Genomic DNA, 26,869 nt, shown 5'->3' on the forward strand with positions numbered 1-26,869 from the left:
AATAATAGATTGAGTCAACCCGTAAAGCACGTATAATACTTGAGTATATGTGTCAACTTTGCTATTTCCTAAAATAATTAAAAGGAGCATTACTATGGCTTACACTTTACCTGCTTTACCTTATGCATATGAAGCTTTAGAACCTTATATCGATGTCGAAACAATGCATTTACACCATGATAAGCATCATCAAACTTATGTTAATAATGCCAATGCAGCTGTTGAATCACTACCTGCTGATCTAAAAGCATTAGCACCAGATGAGCTATTACGCCATTTAGATAAAGTTCCTGCCGATAAATTGAACCCAATTAAAAATAACGTTGGTGGTCATGCAAACCATACTTTCTTTTGGGAACTATTAAAAGTTGGTACTGAGTTAAAAGGTGAATTAAAAGCTGCTATTGAAAAAGATTTCGGTTCAGTTGATGCATTTAAAGAGAAATTTGCTGCAGCAGCAACAGGCCGATTCGGTTCTGGTTGGGCGTGGCTTGTTGTTCAAAATGGAAAACTAGCTGTGGTTTCAACACCTAACCAAGATACACCAATTATGGGTGAAAAATTCGCTGGTGTTTCTGGTGAGCCGATTTTGACACTAGATGTTTGGGAGCACTCTTACTATCTTAAATATCAAAACCGTCGTGCAGACTATATTGCTGCATTCTGGAATGTTGTAAACTGGGATAAAGTTGCTCAATTATACGCAGCAGCGAAATAATCTACTCTGTTTATACCAAAAGATGCCATTGTTAATGGCATCTTTGTTTCTCCCTCTTTGTTACAATCAAATATCCCCATATTGTATTTGTTATTCTCGCTATATCATTTTCAACTTACTCACTAAAATATAGAGTGATATGATTTATTTGTAATATATAGAACCTATCAACTCATCAAATCTTTAACTTACTCTTGTGTGCTATAACATAGAGCATACAGATACCACTCTGTTAATTAACTCACTGACTTAAATGTAATTTTTATTAAAATTCACCATATAATGTTTGTTATTTATCCACTCTAGATGTTTTCATTTGATTACATTTGACGATTAAAATAAAAGTGATAAATAGTGAGCCGCTTACTATTTTGTCAAAATTTACACGATATCTTTGTTATTGTGTCAGTTTAGTATGGAAACCAATTTAGTGGGTAAAAATTATAAAATATCTTAAATAAAATATGATAAAAGGATTTATATGTATTCTTTAAAAGTACGATGTTTAGCTGAAACATTTGGAACGTTTTGGCTAGTTTTAGGTGGATGTGGTAGTGCGGTTTTAGCAGGTTCATTTATTGGTTTTGCAGGTGTAGCTTTAGCATTCGGCTTAACAGTTTTAACGATGGCATATGCAATTGGGCATATTTTGGGTGTCATCTTAATCCTGCAGTGACTATTGGTTTATCTGTTGGTCGACGTTTTCCAATAAAAGAGATTCTTCCTTACATTATTGCACAAGTGATTGGTGGTATTTTGGCTGCCGCAATTATCTATATTATTGCAACCGGTAATAGTCGATTCTCTATTGAAGTTAATGGTTTTGCGGCGAACGGTGTAGGGGAACACTCTCCAGAAGGATATAGCTTTGTAGCAGGTTTAGTTTGTGAAATCGTTATGACTTTTTTCTTTTTGATGGTTATTCTTGGTTCGACACATGGTAAAGCTCCTGCTGGATTTGCACCGATTGCAATCGGTTTATGCTTAACCTTAATTCATTTAATTAGTATTCCGGTGACTAATACCTCTGTAAATCCTGCGCGTGCAACAAGTCAGGCTGTTTTTGTACAGGGTTGGGCTCTTGAGCAACTTTGGATTTTCTAGATTGGTCCAATTATTGGTGCGGTATTAGCGGGTATTATTTACCCAGTATTATGTAAGAATAGTAAATAGTTCATTTTCTATCTATTCCATATTAAAAGAGCTCAAGCGTGAGCTCTTTTAATGAATTAGTCTGAGTCTAATTTTTGTTAGTTAGCACTTATCTAATTAAATGGTAAAGCTATCATTTAATTATAATCCTTTCTATTTTAAATAATTATTTTAGAAATACGGTCGATCTGAATCATGCTTACCCATAATAAAAATTTATTTATTAAATGCTTTATGCTATAACCATCCAAGAAGCAAAAAGCGTTAATATCAGCACCGCCATTGATTCAATTCCAGACCAAAAGATTAATGACAGTAGAAGAATTTCAGTAATTATATTAAAGAGCTTAATGATATTTTCGTTTAATAAGATCAATGGATATTTTTTTGTTATTAATTATGTTTTTTAGCTTTTTATCGTAATTTAAAACAGCTTGAATTTTAGGAAGTGATTAATTTTATATCCATAATCATTTCAGACCTTGATACGACAAATGTGATATATAAATCACTCATTAACTTATGGTAATATCAGTGATAAAACTGATAAATTAATATGGAGCAATATGATGAATTCAGAGGCTATTTTTGAAGGGACCTTTTTTGAGAACTTTCTATCCATTACGCATTATCAAACATTAATTGGTATACTGGCTATTTTGGTCTGTTTTTTTATTTTAAAGCAGCTACAAAATAGAAAAGTCTCTTTTTCATTACGTATGCTAGTCGGTTTAATTTTAGGTGCCGTATTAGGTTTATCTATTCAAGCTTTCGGTGGATTTCCAGCAACATCATCTGTATGGATGAAAGAGATTACGATTTGGTATGGACTTGTTGGTAATGCATTTATTGCGTTTATCCGAATGTTAGTTATTCCATTAATTTTTGTATCAATTGTAAAAGTAATTATTGATTTTGCAGGGAAAGAGAATCTACCTAAAATTGCCTTTAGAGGTATATTCTGGTTACTATTTACTACTGGAATCGCCTGTATTTTAGGTATTGTGTTAGCCAATATATTTAATTTAGGTGCTAGCTCCTCAACGACATCGATTGCTGCTCAAGCCAAAACTTATACAAATCTAGTGGACACATTATTACGTTTAATTCCAAGTAATATTATTTCAGCGATGAACTCTGAAAATATTGTTGGACTGGTCATTTTTTCTGCTTTGTTAGGGATTGCCGCTAACCGAATGGAGAAGAAAGCACCAGAAGCGATTGGTGTATTTAAAAAGTTAATCCAAGGTCTATATAAAATTGTAATGTCAGTTGCTATGACAATTATTAAATATATGCCTTATGCTGTTGTTGCTTTACTTGCCCGTACCATTGCATCGAATGGTATTCCCGCTATTATCGAAGTTTCTAACTTTGTCTTTGCAATTTATATTGCGACATTTGTCATGTTAGTCGTTCATGTAATTATTGTGACTCTGCATGGTGTTTCCCCAATTACATTTATCAAAAAAGCATTTAGTACATGGTTACTTGCCTTTACTAGCCGCTCTTCTGTTGGCACACTTCCAATGACTATTTCAACACTGACAAAACGTATGGGGGTCAATGATGGTACCGCTAATTTAGTCGGTTCATTAGGAAGCACAATGGGGATGAATGGTTGTGCCGGTTTCTTCCCGGCAATGATTGCAGTGATGGTTGCTCATATGATTGGTATCGAAACGGGTGTGCAATTTTATATTATGATGTTGATTGTCGTTGTTATTGGTTCTATCGGTATTGCTGGTATTCCAGGAACCGCAACCGTTGCCGCAACAATTGTTCTATCTGGTATGGGAATGGCTGAGCATTTTGCATTAATTGGTATTGTCTTAGCCATTGATCCAATTATTGATATGGCTAGAACATTAGCAAACGTATCAGGTACAATGACTGCCGCTGTTGCAACAGATCGTGAAGTAGGTACCATGGATATGGACGTATTCCATGATCCTAAAGCGGGTTTAGAGAGTCTAGAGGATTTGTCATAACTTCAGCTTAATACTGAAAAATAAAAAGTTATGTTTTAATTCATAAGGAGAATAGATGAATTATTTGATTCTAGGCGCAAACGCGGCAGGGCTCTCTGCCGCAGTGCGTATCTTAAAATTTGACAAGAATGCTAAAGTGACTGTTCTTGAAAAAAGCGATGTTGTCTCTTTTGGCTCATGTGGTATCCCTTATTATGTTGGCGGCGAGTTCTCCAATATTGAACAGATGACCGCTAGACCATATCAAGACTTTATTCAATTAGGTATTGATATTAAATTACAACATGAAGCTATTGTTCTTGATGCTAATAATAAAAAGGTTAGTTGTCGCCAACTCGTGACGAATCAAACCACCGATTTTTATTATGATAAGTTATTAATTGCTGTTGGTGCTTCACCAAGCAAACCTGCAATCAACGGTTTTTCGACACAAAATGTGATGACGATGCACTCACGTTATGATGCACAAAATATCGTACAAGTGCTACCCGAAGTCGAAAATATCGTTGTAATTGGTGGTGGATTTATTGGTGTAGAAGCAGCAGAAGCATTAAGACACCGAGGTAAAAAAGTTACACTAATTGAATTTGCGCCGCGTATTTTAAATAAAACTTTTGATGAGCAAATTACTGCACTGTTGGAACAGGAACTTATCCATAATGGTGTGAATTTAAGAACTGATGAAGCGGTTACGGAAATTATCAGTAATGCTGGTAAAGTGGCTCATGTTGCGACGAATAAAGGTTCTTATCCTGCAGACCTAGTGATTGTCGCGACTGGTTTTAAGCCGAATACTGAATTTTTAAAAAATAGTGGTATTGATTTGACAGCGCAAGGGGCAATTATTATTGATAATTGTTGTCAATCCAATATTGCCGACATTTATGCAGCGGGCGACTGTGCTACAGTCGAACACTGTATTTTAGGTAATACTTTTATTCCATTAGCGACAACGGCTAATAAACTTGGCCGATTAGCCGGTGAAGTGATGGCAGGCCATCAGAGCCAATTTATTGGGACTCTAGGTTCAAGTGGTATTCGTGTTTTTAATTTCGAGGCTGGTAGAACTGGAATTACTGAAGCGGATGCGAAGCAAAGCAATATTGATTATGGTATCGTCTTTGTCGAAGATAAAAATCATACTGATTATGTTCAACCACAAACGGATATCTGGGTTAAACTGATTTATGATAAATCATCCAGAGTATTACTTGGTGGACAAATTTGTGGTGCTTATTTGGGTGGTAGTGTTCATCGAACTGATGCCTTAGCTGTCGCAATTTATGCTGGTTTGACAGTTGATGAACTTGGTTTTATGGATTTTATTTATGCTCCGCCTTTTGCTCGAACATGGGATGTACTTAATATCGCCGGTAACGTAGCAAAATAGCGTATTGTCGTTTCCACATCGACTGAATAACGATTTGTCATTAAACGGAGTTTTTCAATAGAAAGGTTTTGTTTAATGGCAAATTATTTATAATATTCGCCTTTCTCTGGTTAATTATCTGTATTATTTATTCATATTTCGCTAAAATAGAATGTCGTTACAATCAGACTTAACATAAAGTAATTTAAAAATTTGAGTAATTCTATGTTTGAAATAAATCCGGTTAGAACAAAAATCCAAACCCTTACTGAGCGTACAGCGATTATCCGGGGGTACCTTTGACTATGAAACGAAGAAAGAGCGCCTTGAGGAAGTTAACGGTGAACTCGAACAGGCGGACGTTTGGTCTGATCCAGAAAAAGCTCAATCGCTTGGCAAAGAACGTGTAGCACTTGAGGAAATTGTTAATACGATCGACTCCCTTACTCAGGGATTAGCTGATGTAGAAGGGCTATTAGAACTGGCTATTGAGGAACAGGATCAAGATACATTTGATGAGACAAATAGTGAATTAGCTGAGCTTGAAATAAAGCTTGATAAGTTAGAGTTTCGCCGAATGTTCTCTGGTCAATATGATAGCGCTGATTGTTATTTAGATATTCAATCTGGTTCTGGTGGTACCGAGGCACAAGATTGGGCGGAAATGATACTGCGCATGTATTTACGTTGGGCAGAATCAAGATCGTTTACTACCGAAGTGATGGAAATCTCTGATGGAGATGTTGCTGGTATTAAGTCAGCTACTATTCGTATTTCGGGCGATTATGCTTACGGTTGGCTGAGAACTGAAACTGGTGTTCATCGTTTAGTCCGTAAAAGTCCTTATGATTCTGGTAATCGTAGACATACTTCATTTGCCTCTGTTTTTGTCTATCCAGAAGTGGATGATGATATTGATATCGAAATTAATCCAGCCGATTTACGGATAGATGTCTACCGAGCTTCTGGCGCGGGTGGTCAGCATGTTAATAAAACAGAATCTGCCGTACGTATTACCCATATTCCAACCGGTATTGTGACCCAGTGTCAAAATAATCGTTCACAACATAGCAATAAAGATCAGGCGATGAAGCAATTAAAAGCGAAGCTTTATGAACTTGAGATGCATAAAAAGAATGCAGAAAAGCAGCAAATGGAAGAGAATAAATCTGATATTGGCTGGGGGAGTCAAATTCGCTCTTATGTTTTAGATGATTCCCGAATTAAAGATTTGCGTACCGGTGTTGAAACACGTAACACACAAGCCGTCCTTGATGGTGATTTAGATCAATTTATTGAAGAGAGCTTAAAAGCGGGTTTATAAATAGTTAATTAAGGTAAATAACCATGTCAACAGAAACTCAAGACCAAAGTCAAAGTAGCTTAGAAGAGTTAAATAACGAGCTTAAAGCACGTCGTGAAAAGCTTGTACAGATTAGAGAACAAGGAATCGCATTCCCTAATGATTTTCGTCGCGATACAATTTCGAGTGAATTGCATGAGAAATATGGCGATAAGACTAATGAAGAGTTAGTCGCAGATAAAATTTATGTTGCTGTAGCAGGACGTATGATGATGCGCCGAATCATGGGTAAAGCTTCATTTGTTTCATTACAAGATGTGGGTGGACAGATTCAACTTTATGTTACTCGTGATGAATTAGCTGATGGTTTTTATAATGAGCAGTTTAAAAAATGGGATCTTGGCGATATTATTGCGGCTAAAGGTTATTTATTTAAGACTAAAACGGGCGAGCTATCTATCCACTGTGAAGAGATCCGTTTATTGACTAAAGCTTTAAGACCGCTACCTGATAAGTTCCATGGACTAGCTGATCAAGAAACACGTTATCGTCAACGTTATTTAGATCTGATTACGAATGATACTTCTCGGCAAACATTCAAAATCCGTTCACAAATTGTTGCTGAAATTCGTCAATTCATGGCTGAGCAACATTTTATGGAAGTTGAAACACCAATGATGCAGGTTATTCCTGGCGGTGCATCAGCAAAACCATTTATTACCCATCATAATGCCTTAGATTTAGATATGTATTTACGTATCGCCCCTGAATTATATTTAAAACGACTGGTTGTTGGTGGTTTTGAACGTGTTTATGAAATTAATCGTAATTTCCGTAATGAAGGCGTATCACCGCGACATAATCCAGAGTTCACAATGATGGAACTCTATATGGCTTATGCAGATTATAAAGATCTTATTATCTTGACTGAGACATTATTCCGTCGATTAGCCGTGATTACAACGGGTTCTCCAGTTGTACAATATGGTGAGCATACCTTTGATTTTGGAAAACCATTTATCAAAATGACGATGCGAGAAGCGATTTGTCACTATCGACCAGAAACCAATAATGCTGATCTTGATGACTTTGATAAAGCGTGTGCAATTGCTAAGGCTGTTGGTATCGAAGTTGAAAAAGCTTGGGGACTAGGCCGTGTTGTGACTGAAATCTTTGAAGAGGTTGCTGAAGCTAATTTGATTCAACCAACATTTATTACCGAATACCCAGCAGAAGTATCACCGCTAGCTCGTCGTAATGATGAAAATCCGTTTGTTACTGATCGTTTTGAATTCTTTATTGGTGGACGGGAAATTGGTAATGGTTTCTCTGAGCTTAACGATGCCGAAGATCAAGCTGAACGTTTCGCAGATCAAGTGAGACAAAAAGATTCTGGCGATGATGAAGCAATGTTCTTTGATGAAGACTACGTTACAGCACTTGAGCATGGTTTACCACCAACTGCTGGGCTTGGTATTGGTATTGACCGAACAGTGATGTTATTTACTAACAGCCACACTATTCGAGATGTGATTCTATTCCCTGCGATGCGACCAACTAAATAGGCGTTGTTTTTATATTATAAAGGCGGATTATTCCGCCTTTTTTATTTTAGCTGCTTTCAATCATATCTATCACTTTTTGAGTATTACTCGTAACCCTATTAACTCAACTTTATTATTGTTATACCTAAGTTTTTAGGTTTGAAGATTAATAACATGATTGTAAAAATTGACGGTAGATGAGTAATAACTGGATTGGCTGGTTATTTTTATACTAGATTAATATATTGCAGCAATAATATAATGAAAATTTAGCTTATAAAATAAAAAAGGCCAAGTTACTATTTAACTTAACCTCTAATTGGGCGGGAATCTCAGCTAACTAAAAAGTGAATACTGAAATTTTAGACTCAACTGTATAATAAAAATATTTTATTATTTTACAGCGTCTTTTAAGCCTTTACCTGCAACGAAAGCTGGAACTTTAGTTGCTGCAATTTTGATTTCTTTACCTGTTTTAGGGTTGCGGCCAGTACGCGCTTTACGGCTGTTTACTTTGAAAGTACCGAAACCAACTAATTGTACTGAATCACCTTTTTCTAGAGACTCAGATACTGCTGATAAAGTTGCTTCAAGAGCTGTCTTAGCTGCAACTTTAGTAATATTAGCTTTAGCTGCGATAGCATCTACTAGTTCTGTTTTATTCATGAACATATCCTTACATAATATTTATTGTTGATAGAAATAGGACCGAACATTTTGTTCAACCAAGGTAAACACATTACCAATGTGCTTAAATGTAGTCTATATTTAACGAATATTAAAGTAAAATTTATCAAAATCTTATAAAAAACGACTTTTTTTATATTTGGTTGCTCAAAAAAACACCAATATTACTAATAGACTCTTCTCTTAAGTCATTTTTTAGGCCCTTTATTAGGGCTAAATTATGTTGTTCTTCATTTTTTAACAAACGATATATTTCCCACTGAATATCAAGTTCATCAAGAACTGGCTGGCATTTTTTAAGTTCCTCTTCGGACAAATTATCACCGTTTTGAGCATTCTCCAATTCAATAATCGTTTTTAATGAAATTTGGCTAATAGCGACGGCGTGTTCGACGAGGGCTTCACCACTTAAGTACGAATGTAATAATTCACTTAATGCTTCACATGCATCAATTGCTGGATAGATGCTATATGGGCTTTGTTCATCAACAGTGGGAATTATTTCTTCTAATTTTTCTAATTGGCTATCAAAATTGATTTTAGCATTTTTTACCAGCAATGATTCCCAGTTCAGTTCTAGAATCGATTTATAAATTTTGCTATCAGGACACTCTGTTTGCTCACAATAAAGCGCAAAATTAGGGTACATTCTTTCACATAAACACACCATAAATAGCTTTAGCTGCCAGTTGTCTAGTTTTTCTAAGCGTAGATGAATTGGATTCTTAATCATCATTCACTCCATTATTATTTTTTTAGAAAATTTGTGTACAGCATTAACTAATGTTTCAACACTCTCAATTGGTGTATCTTGATTAATACCATGTCCTAAATTGAATATATGTCCATTATGTTGACCAAACTCTTGCAGTACAGCCGCAACGTTCTCTTCAATTGTTTGTTTATCACCATATAAAATGGTTGGATCTAAATTACCTTGTATTGCTACTTTCCCCTTTGTTAGGGTACTGAGATCTACCGTCCAATCGACGCCAACGGCATCACATCCCGTTGCCATAATTTTATCGATCCACAAACCACCGCCTTTGGTAAATAGCGTAACTGGAATATAGTTTTGAGTATATTGTTCGTGTTTTGTGCCCCTATTAAGTAAGGAGAGAATTTTATGCATATAATGCAACGAAAACTCAAGATAGCTACTATGGCTTAACACGCCGCCCCAAGAGTCAAAAATCATGATAGATTGCGCACCAGCTTCGATTTGTGCATTAAGATAAAGTGCAACGCTTTCGGCAAGTTTATCCAGTAACAAATGCAATGCAGCTGGATCACTGTATAACATCTTCTTAATTTTAGTAAAGGTCTTACTGCTGCCACCTTCAATCATGTAAGTAGCTAAAGTCCATGGACTACCAGAGAATCCAATTAATGGTACTTTACCTTTTAATTCTTGGCGAGTTAGGCTTAACGCATTCATAACGTAAGCGAGATCTTTATTTGGATCGGGTATTGGCAACTGTTTTATATCATTAATATTAGTAATAACCTTTTTAAATTTAGGCCCTTCACCTTGCTCAAAATATAAGCCTAATCCCATTGCGTCAGGGATTGTCAAAATATCAGAGAAGATGATTGCAGCATCTAAATCAAAACGGCGCAGTGGCTGTAATGTCGCTTCACAAGCTAAATCTGGATTTTTACACATCGTCATGAAATCACCAGCCTCAGCACGTAATTGTCGATATTCCGGTAAATAACGACCGGCTTGACGCATCATCCAAAGTGGCGTGCGATCAACAGGTTGGCACTGTAGTGCACGTAGGTAACGATCATTTTTTAGTTCCATGATGATTTTCCAAATAGCTTATTACAATTAAGATTGACTAGGATTATATCCTAATACTTATTTTGATGTAAAAATTAATCCACTCAAATAGATTTTACATTGTTATCAGTACTCTATTTTATTATAGTAATACCATATATTTTTTATATGATGATAATTATGTCTAAATTAAGTGCTGTTATTCTGGCTGCGGGAAAAGGTACCCGTATGTACTCAAACTTGCCTAAAGTATTACATAAAATTGGTCATAAATCGATGTTACAGCATGTTATTGATTCTGTTAATTTACTCGATGTTGCTAATATTTATGTGATATATGGTCATGGTAAAGAGCAACTTGAGCCCGTATTGCGTGATCAACCCGTTAGTTTAGTCTTACAGCAACCCCAATTAGGTACGGGGCACGCTGTTTTGCAAGCCGCACCTAATATTAATGACGATGAAGATATTTTAATTCTTTACGCCGATACACCCTTAATTTCACCACAAACTTTACAAGCGTTGATAACCAATAAACCCGATAATGGAATTTCATTATTGACTGCGATTGTTAATGATCCAACGGGATATGGTCGTATTGTGAGAGAAAATGGTGAAATTGTTGCAATTGTTGAACAAAAAGATGCTACATCAGAACAACAACAGATTAATGAAATAAATACTGGCATTATGTTAGTTAATGGTAAGCAACTTAAACATTGGTTAGCTAAACTTTCGAATAATAATGCTCAGAAAGAGTACTACTTAACCGATATTATTGACTTTGCTCATCAAGATGGTTGTCCGATTAAAGCGACTCATCCAAAAGCACTTTTTGAAGTTGAAGGCGTGAATAACCGTTTGCAGTTAGCCTCATTAGAGCGGACTTATCAAACAAAATTAGCTGAAAAACTATTACTGGCTGGCGTAACGTTACTCGACCCGATGCGTTTCGATTTACGCGGAGAGCTTAGTCACGGTGTTGATATTGTCATTGATTGCAATGTTATTATTGAAGGCAACGTACAACTCGGCAACAATGTTTATATTGGAGCTGGCTGTATCTTAAAAAATTGCGTGATTGGTGATAATAGTGAAATAAGCCCTTATTCTATTATTGAAGATTCTGTTTTATCTCAAGCTTGTACGGTAGGGCCTTTTGCTCGATTACGACCAGGGTCAAAACTTGATGACGAAGTTCATGTGGGTAATTTTGTTGAGCTCAAGAAAGCGCATTTAGGTAAAGGTACAAAAGCTGGTCATTTAACTTATTTGGGCGATAGTATCATTGGTATGAATGTGAATATTGGTGCTGGTACTATCACTTGTAATTATGACGGTGCAAATAAACACCAGACAATTATTGGTGATGATGTGTTTGTGGGTTCTGATAGCCAACTGATTGCCCCTGTGACAATTGCTAAAGGGGCAACAATTGCAGCGGGAACAACTGTGACAGCTAATGTTGAAGAAAATCAGCTTGTTGTAAGCCGAGTGAAACAAAAGCAGATAGCAAATTGGCAACGACCTGTTAAAAAATGAAATGAATTTGAGGAAAATACGATGTGTGGAATTGTAGGTGCTATAGCAAAACGAGATATTGCAGAGATTCTTCTAGAAGGATTAAAAAGACTTGAATATCGGGGATATGATTCAGCGGGTCTTGCTATTATTTCCCCTGAAGGTCAGCTACAACGCGTTCGTCGTGTTGGTAAGGTGAAAGAGTTACAAGATGCGATTGATGATAATCCATTATCTGGTTATACCGGTATTGCTCATACCCGTTGGGCTACTCATGGAGAGCCAACAGAATTAAATGCTCATCCGCATGTGTCTGATTTTATTGTTGTAGTTCATAATGGGATTATTGAAAATTTTGAACCATTGCGTGAAATGTTGATTGCCAAAGGGTATCAATTCCGTTCAGAAACAGATACCGAGGTTATTGCACATCTGCTTCATGATACAATCACTAAAGAACAGTGCTCTTTATTTACGGCGGTACAATTGGTTATTCGTCAACTAAAAGGGGCGTACGGTACTGTTGTGATGGATACGCGTAATCCTGATGTTTTAGTCGCGGCACGTTCAGGTAGTCCATTAGTGATAGGCTTAGGTGTTGGTGAAAACTTTATTGCTTCTGATCAGTTAGCACTATTACCAGTAACACGCCGCTTTATCTTTTTAGAAGAGGGTGATATTGCTGAAGTAACACGCCGTAATATTAAAATTGTTGATAAAAACTATCAACTTGTTGAGCGTGAGCAAATCGAATCTGATATTAAATACGATGCGGGCGATAAAGCTGGTTTCCGCCACTATATGCAAAAAGAAATTTATGAACAGCCAATCGCGATTAAAAATACATTAGAAAATCGTATCAAACATGGTTTGGTTGATTTATCTGAATTAGGTGGACAGGCTGAAAATATATTTTCAAAAATTGAACATATTCAAATTGTTGCTTGTGGTACTGCCTATAATGCTGGATTTATCTCCCGTTATTGGTTTGAATCTTTAGCGGGTATCCCTTGTGATGTAGAAATTGCTTCTGAGTTTCGTTATCGTAAACGAGCAAAACGTAAAAATAGTCTGTTTATCACATTATCACAATCGGGTGAAACAGCGGATACCCTAGCGGCTTTACGTTTAGCAAAAGAGTTGGGATATCTTAGTACGATGGCAATTTGTAATGTTGCGACATCAACATTAGTTCGAGAAGCTGACTTAGTCTTATTAACAAAAGCAGGTACTGAGGTTGGTGTAGCATCAACTAAAGCGTTTACGACACAATTAACGGTATTAATGTTATTAGTTGCGAAACTGGGTCGAGCTCATAATATGTCTGAGCAGACAGAAAAAGCGATTACACATGCATTACAAGCTTTACCTAATCGTATAGAACAAGTATTAACTTTCGATAGTCAAATCGAAAAATTAGCAGCTCGCTTTATTGATAAACAACATGCACTATTTTTAGGACGTGGTGATGAGTATCCGATTGCAATGGAAGCAGCATTAAAATTGAAAGAAATTTCGTATATTCATGCTGAAGCTTATGCTGCCGGAGAGCTGAAACATGGTCCATTAGCTTTGATTGATAAAGAGATGCCAGTTATTGTTATGGCGCCAACTAATGACTTACAAGAGAAGCTAAAATCGAATATTGAAGAAGTTCGTGCTCGTGGTGGTCAGTTGTATATTTTTGCTCAGGAGGATTCTGGTTTTGTAAGTGATGACTCTATGACAATTATTTCACTACCACATGTTGAAGAGATAACAGCAGCAATCTATTTTACAGTGCCGACACAATTATTGGCTTATCATGTTGCTTTAATTAAGGGCACAGATGTGGATCAGCCAAGAAACTTAGCAAAATCAGTGACTGTTGAATAGATTTTGTTAAGCAAATAATAGAGTGCGATTTTATCATCGCACTCTATTTCTCTCTCATAATTATTCCTTCATTTAATCATACCGATTGTTTTGTTAGTCTCTGTTATTATTTCATATCTTAATTAATATGATTTGCATAAAATCACTTGCTATTTGCTAAAAAATAAATAAAAATACATAATTATTGCATATTTATTCATTTTGGTTGTGAGAATGAAAGAGCGAACAACAGAATTAGTTAAAGGTTTAAGACACTCGGTTCCTTATATTAATGCGCATCAAGGTAAAACATTTGTGATTTTACTTACAGGGGCTACATTAAAGAGTAACAACTATGCAAATATTATTAATGATCTCGGTTTATTGCATAGTTTAGGAATCAAATTAGTGATTATTAATGGTGCTCGAAATCAAATTGATGAAGCACTACAAGAACAGCATATTGAACCTAAGTATTACAAATATACTCGTATTACTGATGCCAAAACCCTTGATATCGTTAAACAAGTGACGGGTTTATTGCAATTGAATATTACCGCAAGTTTATCAATGAGTTTAAACAATACGCCTCTACAAGGTTCACATATTAATGTTGTCAGTGGTAATTTTGTTATCGCTCAACCATTGGGTGTTGATGATGGGATTGATTATTGTCATACCGGAAAAATTCGCCGCATTAATTGTGAAGCCATTATGGAACAACTTAATCATGGTTCGATAGTTCTTCTTGGGCCTGTTGGTGTCTCGGTAACCGGGGAAAGCTTCAATTTATCATCAGAAGATGTGGCGGCTGAAGTTGCGATTAAACTTAAAGCGGATAAGTTAATTGGTTTTTGTGCAGAGCAAGGCATTTTAGATAGCAATGGTAATGTTATTACGGATCTCTTTCCTGCCGATGCTGATCAGTATGTCAAAATGCGAGAACAGAATGGTCAGCATTTATCGAGTGATATTCGATTCCTACGTGCGGCATCTCGAGCTTGTCGTAATCATGTGCATCGTAGTCATTTAGTGAGCTATTTAGTTGATGGTGCGATATTACAAGAGATCTTCTCTCGTGATGGTATTGGTACTCAAGTTGCGATGGAACATTCTGAAAAAATTCGTAAAGCCACTATTGATGATATCGGTGGTATTTTAGAACTCATTAAACCACTTGAAGAACAAGGTATTCTCGTTAGACGTTCTCGCGAACAGTTAGAAATGGAAATTGATAAATTTACTATTATTGAACGTGATAATATTACGATTGGTTGTGCTGCGCTGTATCCTTATTTTGAAGAGGGAATGGCAGAGATGGCCTGTGTCGCTATTCATCCTGATTATCGTAGCTCTGCAAGAGGCGATATGCTGTTAGAAAAATTGGTTGAACAAGCACAAAAAATGAAATTAACTAAGCTATTTGTTTTAACAACACGTAGTATTCACTGGTTCAGAGAGAAAGGCTTTATTCCTGCTGAAGTTGATAATTTGCCGATTAAGAAAAAGCAGCTATATAATTATCAGCGTAATTCGAAAATATTGATGTTAGACATTGAACATTAACGAGATAAGGTTATATAGTTCGTTAGTATGCGAGCTGTAAACTGTTTTTTCAAATAGAATCCTCTAGGGCGAGTCATTATTAACTCGCCATTTTCGTTAAAGGCTTCGGTTAGTGCTTTTCCATTGGCCGCTTTAGGCCTAATTTGGATAAATTCACCATGTTTGGCGGTGATATTCGCTATTTTGCCCAAAACAATCATATCCATTAACTCTTGCCAATCTTGCTTTAATTGTTGCTCTTCTTCTGCGGATGGTTGCCATAATATCGGGGATCCTACACGCCTTTGAGCGAGTGGAATTGCGCGATCTCCCTCAACCGGAATCCATAATACTTTATTTAATTTATACTTTACATGGCTACTTTGCCAAGTAATTCCATGATTCTCAACCAAAGGTGCAACGCAGATGAATGTTGTTTCGAGTGGATAGCCTAATTGGTTGATCGGGATAGTTTTTAGTTCAATACCTAAATGAGCAAAATCGCGTTCAGCTTTACTACCTGCGTCAGCACCAAGATAGAGTTCGAGCAGTTGGCCTACCCAGCCTTTTTTCTTCTTTAAATCAGGGGGAATTGGTAAGTCAATACTCTTAGCTATATCACCCAGAGAGTAACCGGCAATCTCTCGCGCTTTTGCCATTAACATTGATTCACTGGTGGGCTTAGGTTGTATTTTCATCGGCGTTATATGTGATAATTTAAATCACATCAATAAGTACAAATATAGCATTAATTTAATATTTTATCGTATAATAGACAAACACAAAATTATGTAAAGTATTTATTATGTTTGAATGGGTAGCTGATCCGAATGCGTGGCTTGCATTAACCACGTTAACTTTTTTAGAAATTATTCTTGGTATTGATAATATCATCTTCCTTTCTCTTGTTGTGGCAAAATTACCAAAGCATCAACAAAATTTTGCTCGCAGACTAGGGTTAGGCGGTGCAATGATTATGCGTATTGCATTACTCGCATCGCTTGCTTGGGTTGTTAAATTATCCCATCCTCTCTTTTATATTTATCAATGGCAACTCTTGGGCTCTAACGCTGATGTCAGCGCTTTAGTTGATGTGTTTGCTGTTTCCGCTCGAGACATCGTACTATTGTTAGGTGGGCTTTTCTTAGTTTGGAAAGGTACCCTTGAAATTAAAGAGATGTTTAATATCGATCATCATGAAGATAAAAAAGTGAAACAACTCTCTTTTTGCAAAGCGATTGCTGAAATTATGGTGTTAGATATTGTCTTTAGTCTAGACTCGGTTATTACTGCTGTCGGATTATCTGATCATATATTTATTATGATTTTAGCTGTTGTTATTGCTGTACTGATAATGATGTTTGCAGCGAAAACGATTGGTGATTTTGTGGAAGCAAATCCACCAATTAAAATGTTGGCGATTGTCTTTTTAGTTATGGTCGGTCTTGTGTTAGTTGTTGAAAGCTTACATATTCATGTACCTAAAGCCTATATTTACTTTGCAATGTTCTTTTCATTAGCGGTTGAAACGCTTAATTTGCTAAGAGAGCGAAAAGTAAGAAAAGCACAGAAATAAAAAAAGCCCATTAGGGCTTTTTTTTATATATGATAGTCATCTATTTTACTTTTTCAAACCAGCTTGCATAAGCATTAATGAATTGTTGTAAAAAAGCTTCGCTTTTTTCAACAATATGACCATTTTCATCAAAAGAGTGGGCAACGTTACCAAAGTAAGCTTCAGGCTGTTGTAATGTTGGCATATCTAAAAATACTAGTGGTTGACGTAAATGATGATTAGCCCCAAAGCCACCGATAGCACCTTGTGAAACAGAAATAACGGCTGCTGGTTTTTTTGCCCATACACTTTTACCATAAGGGCGAGAACCAACATCGAGTGCATTTTTGATTACAGCAGGGAAGCTTCGATTATATTCAGGGGTAACAAATAAAACACCTTGGCATCCCGCAATTTCATTTCTGAATCTTGTATAGGCTGCAGGTGGAGTCGCGCCATCAATGTCTTCGTTATAAAAAGGTAGATCGCCAATTTCAATAATTTTTAATTTCAGTGAACTTGGTGCGATTTGGGCAAGTACTTTAGCTACTTTAAGATTATAAGATTCTTTACGTAAACTACCTACTAATACAGCGATTGTGCTACTCATATAAACCCCACTTGAAATGAAACTGAGAAAACACACTACCGAGGGTAGTGTGTTGGCTTTTTGAAGACGAGAGAATTAGTGACCAGAAGAGTCTGATTTACGGCTAGTTTCAAATAGGAACCAAGCACGTTGTTCAGCCTGATTAATCCACTCTTCAATTAAACTTGCTGTTGCTGTGTCATTGTATTTACCACAAATTTCATGTGCTGCACGTAAACGAGATGTTAGTTTGATATTATCTTGACAAAGTTCAGCTAACATATCTGATGGTTCAACAAAAGCAGCATCGTTATCAGAAATACTTTGTAATTTAGAGATATGACTGATAGAGCGTAGTGTCGTACCACCTAATTTACGAACTCGTTCTGCAATTGGATCTGTCATAGCAAAAAGTTCTGTACCTTGATCATCAAACATTAAATGGTAGTCACGGAAGTGAGGACCACTAACATGCCAATGGAAATTTTTAGTTTTTAAATATAATGCAAATACATCAGCTAAAACAGAGTTCATTGCTGCAGAAATATCTTTTGAAGCTTTTTCACCTAAATCAGTTGGGAACAAAATTGGCGCTTTTTGTAAATTTTTAGCTTGTTCAATTTTTTTATCAGTTGCTTGTTTAACACTTTTTGTTGGTGTTGCTTTTTTTTCAGTAGAAGCACTTTTAGCCATAATAAATCTCCTTGTTTTAACCATAATTGAATTTTTATCTAAATTCATTAATAACACTGCGGTTATTGGTTATAAAATTACAACCTTAGTATATTAATGTCCAGTAAAATAACAAAATTTTTAACTATTATTGTTATTGTATTTTATTAAATAGTGATAATTATCTTTTTGAATATGATCTAATGATAGTCGTTCTGTTTCGGTAGTGCGGAAGGTTATTATACCAATACCTTCCGCAATTTTTGAGATGGATAAAATTATAATAATTACGGCACTCTAAACAGCATAAAATTACTTATCATGAATATGCAATTCTTTTAATTTACGAGTTAAGGTATTTCTGCCCCAACCAAGTAATTTAGCGGCATCTTGTTTATGTCCGCGGGTAAAGTCTAGTGCAGTTTCTAATAAAATTTTTTCAACGTGATAGTTTACATCTGGCAAAATATTCTCTTTACCAGCAGTAAGCGCTTGTTTACTCCAGATTTTTAATTGTTTTTGCCACTCTTCAGATAAGTGATCGGTCTCTGATGTGTGTGAATTAATATGTTTAGATTCATCACTATTTTTACTCGCATCATTGGATACCGAATCTACGATTAAATCTGATGGTAGATCTTGCGGCAGTATCTCTTTACTTGATGACATAACGGTTAGCCAACGACAGACATTTTCTAATTGTCGCACATTACCCGACCAGTTTAAGCGAGATAGCACTTGCTGAGTTTCTGGTAATAATACTTTAGGCTCTACACCAAGCTCTTTTGCCGTAGTTTGTAAAAAGTGTTGTGCTAATGTCGGAATATCCGTTGCCCTTTCGCGTAGTGCAGGGAGTACAATACGAATCACATTGAGGCGGTGGAAGAGATCCTCTCTAAATTTACCCTCTTTAACGCGATTCTCTAAATTTTGATGAGTTGCGGCAATGATTCTTACATCGACTTTCACTGGCGCATATCCACCGATTCGATAAAATTGACCGTCGGCAAGGACTCTTAATAAGCGTGTTTGTATATCAAGTGGCATATCGCCGATTTCATCGAGAAAAAGCGTTCCGCCATTGGCTTGCTCAAAACGACCATGTCTGATTTGTGTCGCGCCAGTAAAAGCTCCTTTTTCGTGACCAAATAGCTCAGCCTCGATTAAATCCTTTGGGATTGCGGCCATATTTAAAGCGATAAAAGGCGCATTGGCTCTTGGACTATGCGTATGTAGCGCTTGTGCAACTAACTCTTTACCGGTTCCTGATTCACCATTAATTAATACGCTGATTGATGATTTTGATAAACGACCAATAATACGAAATACTTCTTGCATTGCTGGGGCTTCACCAATAATTCCTGTTGACGGTGCTTTCTTTTCTATTTGTGCCGAGAGGTGTTCTTGGTTCTGAATGATCGCTCGTTCAACGAGTAGTATCATTTCATCAACATCGAATGGTTTTGGAATATAATCAAATGCACCTTGCTGATAAGCGTTAACCGCAGCATCAAGATCCGAGTGAGCTGTCATAATAATAACGGGTAATGATGGGTACTGTTCTTTGACTAAATTCAGCAGTGTTAGACCATCCATTTCTGGCATTTTGATATCTGAAATCAATACGGCTGGTTTTTGCACTGTAGTATTCAGCGCATTGAGTGCCGATTGGCCATTTTCAAAACAGGTACAGATAAAACCAGCTTGTGTTAAGGCTTTTTCTAATACCCAGCGGATTGAACTATCATCATCGATAACCCAAACTTGTTTTTTGTTAAATGATATAGCCTGATCGCTATAGTCAATAGCTGGCTTTATATTGTTAAGGTGGTAGCTCATCAGATGACTCCTCATTGGCGAATAGGCAAATAGATAGAAAAGACGGTATGCCCTGGCCAACTATTAAATTCAATTTTTCCATGATGTTGATCGATAATATTACGTGCGATAGATAGTCCCAAACCGGAACCATTTTCATGACCACTGACCATTGGGTAAAAAATAGTGTCCTGTAAAGACATCGGGATACCTGGCCCATTATCTTCAATATCAATTCTGGCACACAGACGATAGCGGGAACCTTGAATAGTGACTTGGAATGCTGTCCGTGTTTTAATGATAATCTCACCGCCCACTTGGTTATTTAAGGCTTGTAGTGCATTACGGGCGATATTTAAAATAACTTGTTCTATCTGTTCTGGATCATGAAATAGCTCGGGTAGGCTTGGGTCATAATCTCGTACAATGGTAATGTTATCTGGTTTCTCTAATTTTAATAGCGCATAAGTACGTTCAATTGCTTGGTGAATATTAGCCGTTTTTTGTTGCAACACATGTTGAGGACCAAGTAACCTATCGACTAAATTTCTTAATCGGTCAGCCTGTTCAATAATTAATTTTGTATAATCTTGTAACTCATTTTGTGGTAATTCACGGGCTAGCAGTTGGGCTGCTCCCCGTAATCCACCAAGCGGATTTTTTATTTCATGTGCAAGACCACGAACCAGATCTCGGGCTGCAACTTGTTGCGCTTGTTGTATCTGCTCTTGTGATAAACGTTTATGATTATTCAGTGGCGTCATTTCGATTAGAATCGAATCTCGATTAAACTGTTGTGCCGTTAAGGATAAAACATAGAGTTGATCATGTATCACAATGTTGACTTCATTATCGGTAAAACCTTGTCCTTGCGCTAACGCAGTATTCATTAACGAAATATCTAATGAAAAGTAATGAAGTAAATCGGGAAAATAAGCACCATAAAGTTTTTTGGTACTTTGGGCTAGAAGCTGTTGGGCTGCCATATTGGCATAGATAATATTCAAGTTGCTATCTAGCACAAGAATATTGGTTAGAACCGAATTAAGAATAGCATCAGTTTCAGAAAATCGTTTTGCAACCAAAATGCGCCTCCTGATGAGCTGTTCTTAATTCGTTTGCTATTAAAATACTTACTACTCATCTTATGTATGGTGTAGTAAGTATTTATTGGCTTTAATAATTAAAGACTGTAGTAAAGTTCAAACTCAACTGGGTGTGGAGTCATTCTTACACGATCAACTTCTTCAGTTTTTAATGTGATATAAGCATCGATAGTATCATTTGTAAATACATTACCGCGAGTTAAGAACTCACGATCTGCATCAAGTGCTTGTAACGCTTCTTCTAATGAACCAGCAACTTGTGGAATCAATTTAGACTCTTCTGGTGGTAGATCATAGAGGTTTTTATCCATCGCATCACCAGGGTGAATTTTATTGATAATACCATCAAGTCCAGCCATTAACTGTGCTGCAAATGATAAGTATGGGTTACTTGTTGGATCTGGGAAACGCACTTCAATACGACGCGCTTTTGGACTGCTTACAACTGGGATACGGATTGATGCAGAACGGTTTCGTGCTGAATAAGCTAGCATTACTGGTGCTTCATAACCCGGAACTAAACGTTTGTATGAGTTAGTTGTTGCGTTAGAGAAAGCATTAATTGCTTTGGCATGCTTGATAATACCACCGATGTAAAATAGTGCCATTTCAGATAAGCCCGCATATTTATCACCCGCAAATAGGTTTACACCATCTTTAGATAATGATTGGTGGCAGTGCATTCCTGAACCGTTATCACCGAACATTGGTTTTGGCATAAATGTTGCTGTTTTACCATACGCATGGGCAACGTTTTGCACTACGTATTTATAAATTTGCACTTCATCTGCTTTTTTGGTTAATGTATTAAAACGACATGCGATCTCATTTTGTCCTGCTGTTGCAACTTCATGGTGATGAGCTTCAACAACTAATCCTAACTGCTCCATAATTAAGCACATTGCAGAACGAATATCTTGTGATGAGTCGACTGGTGGAACTGGGAAATAACCGCCTTTTACGCCTGGACGATGACCTTTATTACCTTCATCATATTTAGTACCTGTATTCCATGCAGCTTCGATGTCATCGATGTGGACAAAACTACCAGACATCGGTGTACCGAAACGGACATCATCAAATAAGAAAAACTCAGGCTCAGGTCCAAAAATAACGCTATCAGCAATACCTGATGATTTTAGAAACTCTTCTGCTTTTTTAGCAATTGAACGCGGGTCTCTTTCATAACCTTGTAGTGTACCTGGCTCTAAAATATCACAACGGATATTCATTGTTGTATCTTCATAGAATGGGTCGATTACAGCACTTGATACATCTGGCATTAATACCATATCTGATTCATTGATCCCTTTCCATCCGCCAATTGAAGAGCCGTCAAACATTTTGCCATCTTCAAAAAAATCTGCATCAATTTGACTCACAGGGATAGTAATATGGTGCTCTTTCCCTTTTGTGTCAGTAAAACGTAAATCGACAAATTTAGCTTCATTTTCTTTGATCATTGTTAAAACTTTTTCTATAGACATATTTATTCTCCACAATTAGGACGAAATACAAACAATTATTAAATTAACTTCTTGTAAAAAAGTATAAGCAAAAAGGATGCCAATTTTGTTATTTCTACTATAATAAAAATAATTTGTTTTATTTTAATGGGTTATATTTTTTTTAAAACTATCTACCGATTCGGTATCATATCTTAATTTGCTGTCATCATATTCTTGCACCAAAATAGAATAAATGCACCATATTAATGCAATAGTGATAAGTTTTTGAATAAGATTGTGATCATAGCGGCAATTATGAAATCATTTTCTCTATTTTAATTTAAGTAACCTAAGATAATTTTTATCTATTTTGTCTATTGCAATACCATATAAACATAGCTTAACCATAACTAGAATTAGTAAGCGATATGCGAATATAAATTTTTATAATTTAATTTTATCTTGGCATTATTATAAAGTAGTGAGACTGAAAATATATGATACCTATTTTATAATAATTAATTCATGTGAATCGACTGATCATCGATATAGCAAAATTTTTTAAAATACGTTAATAATACTCGATCTATTATTTCGATATGACAATCTTGAGGATACTATGAATACAGATTATTCACTGATGAAGAGTAATGTAAATATGCTTGGTACCTTGTTAGGTAATGCAATAACTCGAGCAGCTGGTCAAGAAACACTAGATCGTGTTGAGCATATCCGCCAGCTTGCTAAAGTTAGCCAACAGGGTGATAGCGCTGCTCATGATGAGCTTCTTGATGCAATTAAAAATTTAAGTAATGAAGAGCTATTACCTATCGCTCGAGCATTTAACCAATTTTTAAATTTAGCTAATACCGCTGCAGAGTATTATGGTATCTCTCCACATGGTGAAGCTGTTAGTAGCCCACAGAAATTAACTGAGTTGTTCAATATTCTTAAAACACAAAATATTGATCGAAGCGCGATTAGCCAGGCGATTGATAAACTCTCAATTGAATTGGTCTTGACTGCACACCCTACTGAGATTAATCGTCGAACATTAATTAATACTTATACCTCAATTAACAATTGTCTTTCCCAGCTAGATCATGATGATTTAGCGGATTATGAAAAAGACCGTATTATGCGTCGGCTTCGTCAGCTTGTTTGTCAAGCTTGGTATACAGATGAAATACGTAAACAGCGACCAACACCTATTGATGAAGCAAAATGGGGATTTTCTGTCATTGAAGACAGTTTATGGGAAGGTGTTCCTTTATTCCTTCGAGAATTTAATGATCAATTAGTCTATGCTTTTGATCAGCAATTACCGGTTGAGCAAGTGCCAATAAAATTCACCTCGTGGATGGGGGGAGATCGTGATGGAAATCCTAATGTAACGGCTAAGATAACTGCGAAAGTAATGCTGCAAGCGCGTATTAAAGCGATAGAGTTATTTTTAGCGGATATTCAAGTTCTTGTTCGTGAATTATCAATGTCTGAATGTACAGACGATGTATTAGATTATCTTGCTGTAGGTACTGAATGTGCTGAGCCATACCGAGTCGTAATGAAAAAATTACGAATTCGATTAGTTAATACCCATTTATACTTAAAATCGCTCCTCAATGAAGAGGATATTTTACCGCCAGCTGATATTTTGTTGAAAAATGAGCAATTATGGCAACCACTGTATATGTGCTATAACTCGCTGATTGCTTGTGGTATGTCAACCATCGCTCATGGGCCATTATTGGACACATTACGTCGTATTAAAAGTTTTGGTTTACAATTGGTACGTTTAGATATTCGTCAAGATAGCTCTTTCCATACACAAGCTCTTGATGCATTGACACAAGAGTTAAAAATCGGGAGTTATGCTTCATGGAGTGAAGAGGAAAAACAACAATTTCTATTAACTGAATTGGCCTCTAATCGTCCTTTACTCCCTTACCAATGGCAGCAGGAAGAACAAGTAAAAGAGGTTTTTGATACTTGCAAAGTTATTGCTCATGCGGGAGAAGAGTCAATTGCGGCTTATGTCATTTCAATGGCGAAAACGCCGTCTGATATTCTTGCTGTCTGCTTATTACTGAAATCAGCAAATTGCCAGAAAGAGATTCCGATTGTACCGCTTTTTGAAACATTAGATGATCTTAATAACGCCAAATCAGTGATGCAAAAATTGCTTGATATTCCGTGGTATCGAGAAAAAATTAATGGTCGACAGATGGTTATGATCGGCTATTCCGATTCAGCAAAAGATGCCGGAACACTTGCTGCATCTTGGGCACAATATCGTTCACAAGAAGAACTGGTTAAACTTTTTGCAGATTACCAAATTGAACTAACACTATTTCATGGTCGAGGTGGTTCAATTGGTCGAGGTGGTGCACCTGCTCATGCAGCCTTACTTTCTCAGCCGCCAGGCTCTTTAAAAGGTGGACTACGAGTCACTGAACAAGGGGAAATGATTCGCTTTAAATTAGGGTTGCCTGAAATTGCGTTGAGTAGTCTCATGCTTTACGCTTCAGCTATCTTACAAGCAAATTTATTGCCGCCACCTAATCCGCAACAAGCATGGCGAGATATCATGGATGAAATGTCGGTAAAATCCTGCCAATGTTATCGCCATTATGTCCGTGATGAGCCTCAGTTTGTCTCATATTTCCGTGCAGTGACCCCCGAAGCTGAATTGGGTCGCTTGCCTCTCGGTTCTCGTCCCCAGAAACGTAACAAAGGTGGCGGAATCGAAAGCTTACGCGCTATTCCTTGGGTTTTTGCATGGACACAGAATCGTTTGATGTTACCTTCTTGGCTTGGAGCAGGTACGGCCTTAAAAGGCGCAATAACAGATGGAAAAGAAAATCTACTAAAAGAGATGTATTATCACTGGCCGTTTTTTAATACGCGCCTAGGTATGCTGGAAATGGTTTATGCTAAAGCTGATACCAATATTTACCAATACTATGAAAAACGATTAGTTGACCGTTCAATGTGGCATCTAGGTGATATGCTATGTAGTATGTTAAAAGAGGATATTGAAACAGTATTAAAAATTACTGATGATGATAGTTTAATGGCTGATTTACCGTGGATCGCCGAATCTGTCGCGTTACGAAATACTTATATCGAACCGTTGAACTTACTGCAAGTTGAACTCCTCGAGCGTTCACGTAAAAATCCACAAGAAAATTCAATTGTTGAACAGGCGTTAATGATTACTATATCGGGTATTGCTGCTGGTATGCGTAACTCAGGTTAAGGTCAAAAAAGATTGGCATATTCATGTGCCAATCTTTTTTTTTAATCAGTTTCGTCGTTGTATTCATCTTGTCTTAGTAACTCGGCTAAATTGGCTTTTGCATCTTCGTCACCTTGTTCGGCGGCTTTAGTAAACCAGTAGATAGCTCGGCCCTTATTTTTAATAATACCATTACCATCAAGATATTTTGTTGCTAAATTATATTGCGCATCCATACTGCCATTCTCTGCCGCTTTAATATACCATTCAACAGCTTTTACCGGATCTTGCTCAACGCCACCACCAATATCATACATTACACCAATGTTAAATTGGGCATCAACATTGCCATTATCTGCGGCTTTTGTAAACCAGTAAGCTGCTTTCGAATTATTCGGTTTAGTTCCGATTCCTGTTGCATACATAATACCTAGATTATACATAGCCGGTACATAATCATGCTCCGCAGCCTCGGTGTAACAATAAATAGCGGCAAGATAATCTTGCGTGATTCCATCACCCTTTTCAGACATGACCGCTAAATAATACAGGGCTTCGCTATTACTCTCTTTAGCCGCTTTACTAAACCAATCTGCTGCAATTTTTTTATTTTGTGGAATGCCATCACCAAAAAAGTAGATTAGTCCGATATTTAAGTTAGCATCAGAGATGCCTTGTTGACCCGCTAATGTGAACCAATCGATTGAAAGTAATATATTTCTAGTTGTACCCGTACCATTTTTATAGGCTAATGCTAAATTATATTGCGCTAAAGCAAAATGTTGATTAGCGGCTTTTTGGTAGTATTCAAATGCTTTTAGTAAATCTCGATTGACTCCTAGCCCATCAACATAAAGATTTGCGAGGTTATTTTGCGCTTTTGCCATTCCCTGATCAGCCGCTTTTTTATACCAAAATGCGGCTTTGATATAGTTCGTTTCGGTACCCAGTCCTTGTTGGTAGATATTAGCAA

Annotated in this window: 22 protein-coding genes; 12 read left to right on the forward strand and 10 right to left on the reverse strand. The window is 36.6% G+C overall.

The window, feature by feature from the left end; all coding sequences use genetic code 11:
• Positions 1-94 precede the first annotated feature (94 nt).
• From RHO11_09355 to lysS, 7 genes are all read left to right on the forward strand, one after another.
• Positions 95-718: a Fe-Mn family superoxide dismutase gene (locus RHO11_09355; GenBank protein WVD60699.1), complete on the forward strand. Its 624-nt coding sequence runs from the start codon at positions 95-97 to the stop codon at positions 716-718.
• A gap of 481 nt (positions 719-1,199) precedes the next feature.
• A complete protein-coding gene (locus RHO11_09360) occupies positions 1,200-1,394 on the forward strand; it encodes a hypothetical protein (GenBank protein WVD60700.1) in 195 nt (64 codons plus the stop codon).
• Positions 1,391-1,822, forward strand: coding sequence for an aquaporin (locus RHO11_09365; protein WVD60701.1), 432 nt, complete (start codon positions 1,391-1,393; stop codon positions 1,820-1,822). The genes RHO11_09360 and RHO11_09365 overlap by 4 nt, the downstream gene beginning before the upstream one ends.
• Before the next feature lie 614 nt (positions 1,823-2,436).
• Entirely contained in the window at positions 2,437-3,861 is a 1,425-nt protein-coding gene (locus tag RHO11_09370) for a cation:dicarboxylase symporter family transporter (protein ID WVD60702.1), read from the forward strand.
• A 55-nt stretch (positions 3,862-3,916) separates the two neighbouring features.
• Positions 3,917-5,251, forward strand: coding sequence for a CoA-disulfide reductase (locus RHO11_09375; GenBank protein WVD60703.1), 1,335 nt, complete (start codon positions 3,917-3,919; stop codon positions 5,249-5,251).
• Positions 5,252-5,498: 247 nt separating this feature from the next.
• Positions 5,499-6,554 (forward strand): peptide chain release factor 2, encoded by a 1,056-nt coding sequence (gene prfB / locus RHO11_09380; protein ID WVD62879.1) that lies wholly within the window; start codon positions 5,499-5,501, stop codon positions 6,552-6,554.
• Between the two features lie 23 nt (positions 6,555-6,577).
• A complete protein-coding gene (gene lysS, locus RHO11_09385) occupies positions 6,578-8,098 on the forward strand; it encodes a lysine--tRNA ligase (protein WVD60704.1) in 1,521 nt (506 codons plus the stop codon).
• Between the two features lie 372 nt (positions 8,099-8,470).
• Here the strand turns inward: lysS and RHO11_09390 are convergent, their stop codons facing one another.
• From RHO11_09390 to hemE, 3 genes are all read right to left on the reverse strand, one after another.
• Complete coding sequence (locus RHO11_09390; protein WVD60705.1) at positions 8,471-8,743, reverse strand: HU family DNA-binding protein; 273 nt, start codon at positions 8,741-8,743, stop codon at positions 8,471-8,473.
• Positions 8,744-8,897: 154 nt separating this feature from the next.
• The gene (locus RHO11_09395) at positions 8,898-9,497 is read right to left on the reverse strand and encodes a DUF416 family protein (GenBank protein ID WVD60706.1); all 600 of its coding nucleotides are present in this window, start codon (positions 9,495-9,497) and stop codon (positions 8,898-8,900) included.
• A 3-nt stretch (positions 9,498-9,500) separates the two neighbouring features.
• Positions 9,501-10,571 carry a uroporphyrinogen decarboxylase gene (hemE, locus tag RHO11_09400; protein ID WVD60707.1) on the reverse strand — a complete coding sequence of 357 codons (1,071 nt, stop codon included), beginning with the start codon at positions 10,569-10,571 and terminating at the stop codon, positions 9,501-9,503.
• 159 nt (positions 10,572-10,730) lie between these two features.
• On the opposite strand from hemE, the gene glmU reads away from it, so the two are divergent.
• The 3 genes from glmU (at position 10,731) to argA (ending at position 15,491) form a co-directional block, all read left to right on the forward strand.
• The gene (gene glmU / locus RHO11_09405) at positions 10,731-12,092 is read left to right on the forward strand and encodes a bifunctional UDP-N-acetylglucosamine diphosphorylase/glucosamine-1-phosphate N-acetyltransferase GlmU (GenBank protein WVD60708.1); all 1,362 of its coding nucleotides are present in this window, start codon (positions 10,731-10,733) and stop codon (positions 12,090-12,092) included.
• A gap of 21 nt (positions 12,093-12,113) precedes the next feature.
• Positions 12,114-13,946: a glutamine--fructose-6-phosphate transaminase (isomerizing) gene (gene glmS, locus RHO11_09410; GenBank protein ID WVD60709.1), complete on the forward strand. Its 1,833-nt coding sequence runs from the start codon at positions 12,114-12,116 to the stop codon at positions 13,944-13,946.
• Positions 13,947-14,159: 213 nt separating this feature from the next.
• Positions 14,160-15,491: an amino-acid N-acetyltransferase gene (gene argA, locus RHO11_09415; protein WVD60710.1), complete on the forward strand. Its 1,332-nt coding sequence runs from the start codon at positions 14,160-14,162 to the stop codon at positions 15,489-15,491.
• Here the strand turns inward: argA and mutH are convergent.
• On the reverse strand, positions 15,488-16,168 hold the full coding sequence (gene mutH, locus RHO11_09420; GenBank protein ID WVD60711.1) for a DNA mismatch repair endonuclease MutH: 681 nt from the start codon (positions 16,166-16,168) through the stop codon (positions 15,488-15,490). The two genes, argA and mutH, sit on opposite strands and share 4 nt — an antisense overlap.
• Positions 16,169-16,275: 107 nt before the next feature.
• On the opposite strand from mutH, the gene RHO11_09425 reads away from it, so the two are divergent.
• Complete coding sequence (locus RHO11_09425) at positions 16,276-17,046, forward strand: TerC family protein (GenBank protein ID WVD60712.1); 771 nt, start codon at positions 16,276-16,278, stop codon at positions 17,044-17,046.
• Between the two features lie 40 nt (positions 17,047-17,086).
• On the opposite strand, the gene RHO11_09430 is transcribed toward RHO11_09425, so the two are convergent.
• From RHO11_09430 to glnA, 5 genes are all read right to left on the reverse strand, one after another.
• On the reverse strand, positions 17,087-17,635 hold the full coding sequence (locus RHO11_09430) for an NAD(P)H-dependent oxidoreductase (GenBank protein ID WVD60713.1): 549 nt from the start codon (positions 17,633-17,635) through the stop codon (positions 17,087-17,089).
• Between the two features lie 75 nt (positions 17,636-17,710).
• Positions 17,711-18,307, reverse strand: a complete 597-nt coding sequence (locus RHO11_09435) for a DNA starvation/stationary phase protection protein (protein ID WVD60714.1) — start codon at positions 18,305-18,307, stop codon at positions 17,711-17,713.
• A gap of 291 nt (positions 18,308-18,598) precedes the next feature.
• On the reverse strand, positions 18,599-20,125 hold the full coding sequence (glnG, locus tag RHO11_09440; protein WVD60715.1) for a nitrogen regulation protein NR(I): 1,527 nt from the start codon (positions 20,123-20,125) through the stop codon (positions 18,599-18,601).
• Positions 20,126-20,136: 11 nt separating this feature from the next.
• Positions 20,137-21,189 carry a nitrogen regulation protein NR(II) gene (gene glnL, locus RHO11_09445; GenBank protein WVD60716.1) on the reverse strand — a complete coding sequence of 351 codons (1,053 nt, stop codon included), beginning with the start codon at positions 21,187-21,189 and terminating at the stop codon, positions 20,137-20,139.
• Positions 21,190-21,287: 98 nt separating this feature from the next.
• Positions 21,288-22,697, reverse strand: coding sequence for a glutamate--ammonia ligase (gene glnA / locus RHO11_09450; GenBank protein WVD60717.1), 1,410 nt, complete (start codon positions 22,695-22,697; stop codon positions 21,288-21,290).
• A gap of 580 nt (positions 22,698-23,277) precedes the next feature.
• Here glnA and ppc point away from each other — a divergent pair.
• On the forward strand, positions 23,278-25,917 hold the full coding sequence (gene ppc / locus RHO11_09455) for a phosphoenolpyruvate carboxylase (GenBank protein WVD60718.1): 2,640 nt from the start codon (positions 23,278-23,280) through the stop codon (positions 25,915-25,917).
• 41 nt (positions 25,918-25,958) lie between these two features.
• Here ppc and RHO11_09460 read toward each other — a convergent pair whose 3' ends face one another.
• Positions 25,959-26,783 carry a tetratricopeptide repeat protein gene (locus RHO11_09460; GenBank protein WVD60719.1) on the reverse strand — a complete coding sequence of 275 codons (825 nt, stop codon included), beginning with the start codon at positions 26,781-26,783 and terminating at the stop codon, positions 25,959-25,961.
• Between the last annotated feature and the right edge of the window lie 86 nt (positions 26,784-26,869).

The organism is Orbaceae bacterium BiB, assembly GCA_036251205.1.
GTDB classification, from domain to species: Bacteria; Pseudomonadota; Gammaproteobacteria; order Enterobacterales; family Orbaceae; genus Orbus; species Orbus mooreae.

Excerpts from the sequence above, each read along its gene's own strand:
- RHO11_09425 (WVD60712.1), top strand. The coding sequence starts at position 16,276 with ATGTTTGAATGGGTAGCTGATCCGAATGCGTGGCTTGCATTAACCACG.
- RHO11_09435 (WVD60714.1), bottom strand. The coding sequence starts at position 18,307 with ATGGCTAAAAGTGCTTCTACTGAAAAAAAAGCAACACCAACAAAAAGT.
- lysS (WVD60704.1), top strand. The coding sequence starts at position 6,578 with ATGTCAACAGAAACTCAAGACCAAAGTCAAAGTAGCTTAGAAGAGTTA.
- mutH (WVD60711.1), bottom strand. The coding sequence starts at position 16,168 with ATGAAAATACAACCTAAGCCCACCAGTGAATCAATGTTAATGGCAAAA.
- RHO11_09355 (WVD60699.1), top strand. The coding sequence starts at position 95 with ATGGCTTACACTTTACCTGCTTTACCTTATGCATATGAAGCTTTAGAA.
- RHO11_09370 (WVD60702.1), top strand. The coding sequence starts at position 2,437 with ATGATGAATTCAGAGGCTATTTTTGAAGGGACCTTTTTTGAGAACTTT.
- RHO11_09360 (WVD60700.1), top strand. The coding sequence starts at position 1,200 with ATGTATTCTTTAAAAGTACGATGTTTAGCTGAAACATTTGGAACGTTT.
- glmS (WVD60709.1), top strand. The coding sequence starts at position 12,114 with ATGTGTGGAATTGTAGGTGCTATAGCAAAACGAGATATTGCAGAGATT.
- RHO11_09390 (WVD60705.1), bottom strand. The coding sequence starts at position 8,743 with ATGAATAAAACAGAACTAGTAGATGCTATCGCAGCTAAAGCTAATATT.
- RHO11_09460 (WVD60719.1), bottom strand. The coding sequence starts at position 26,783 with ATGGCAAAAGCGCAAAATAACCTCGCAAATCTTTATGTTGATGGGCTA.
- hemE (WVD60707.1), bottom strand. The coding sequence starts at position 10,571 with ATGGAACTAAAAAATGATCGTTACCTACGTGCACTACAGTGCCAACCT.
- RHO11_09395 (WVD60706.1), bottom strand. The coding sequence starts at position 9,497 with ATGATTAAGAATCCAATTCATCTACGCTTAGAAAAACTAGACAACTGG.
- argA (WVD60710.1), top strand. The coding sequence starts at position 14,160 with ATGAAAGAGCGAACAACAGAATTAGTTAAAGGTTTAAGACACTCGGTT.
- RHO11_09375 (WVD60703.1), top strand. The coding sequence starts at position 3,917 with ATGAATTATTTGATTCTAGGCGCAAACGCGGCAGGGCTCTCTGCCGCA.
- ppc (WVD60718.1), top strand. The coding sequence starts at position 23,278 with ATGAATACAGATTATTCACTGATGAAGAGTAATGTAAATATGCTTGGT.
- RHO11_09430 (WVD60713.1), bottom strand. The coding sequence starts at position 17,635 with ATGAGTAGCACAATCGCTGTATTAGTAGGTAGTTTACGTAAAGAATCT.
- glnG (WVD60715.1), bottom strand. The coding sequence starts at position 20,125 with ATGAGCTACCACCTTAACAATATAAAGCCAGCTATTGACTATAGCGAT.
- glmU (WVD60708.1), top strand. The coding sequence starts at position 10,731 with ATGTCTAAATTAAGTGCTGTTATTCTGGCTGCGGGAAAAGGTACCCGT.
- glnA (WVD60717.1), bottom strand. The coding sequence starts at position 22,697 with ATGTCTATAGAAAAAGTTTTAACAATGATCAAAGAAAATGAAGCTAAA.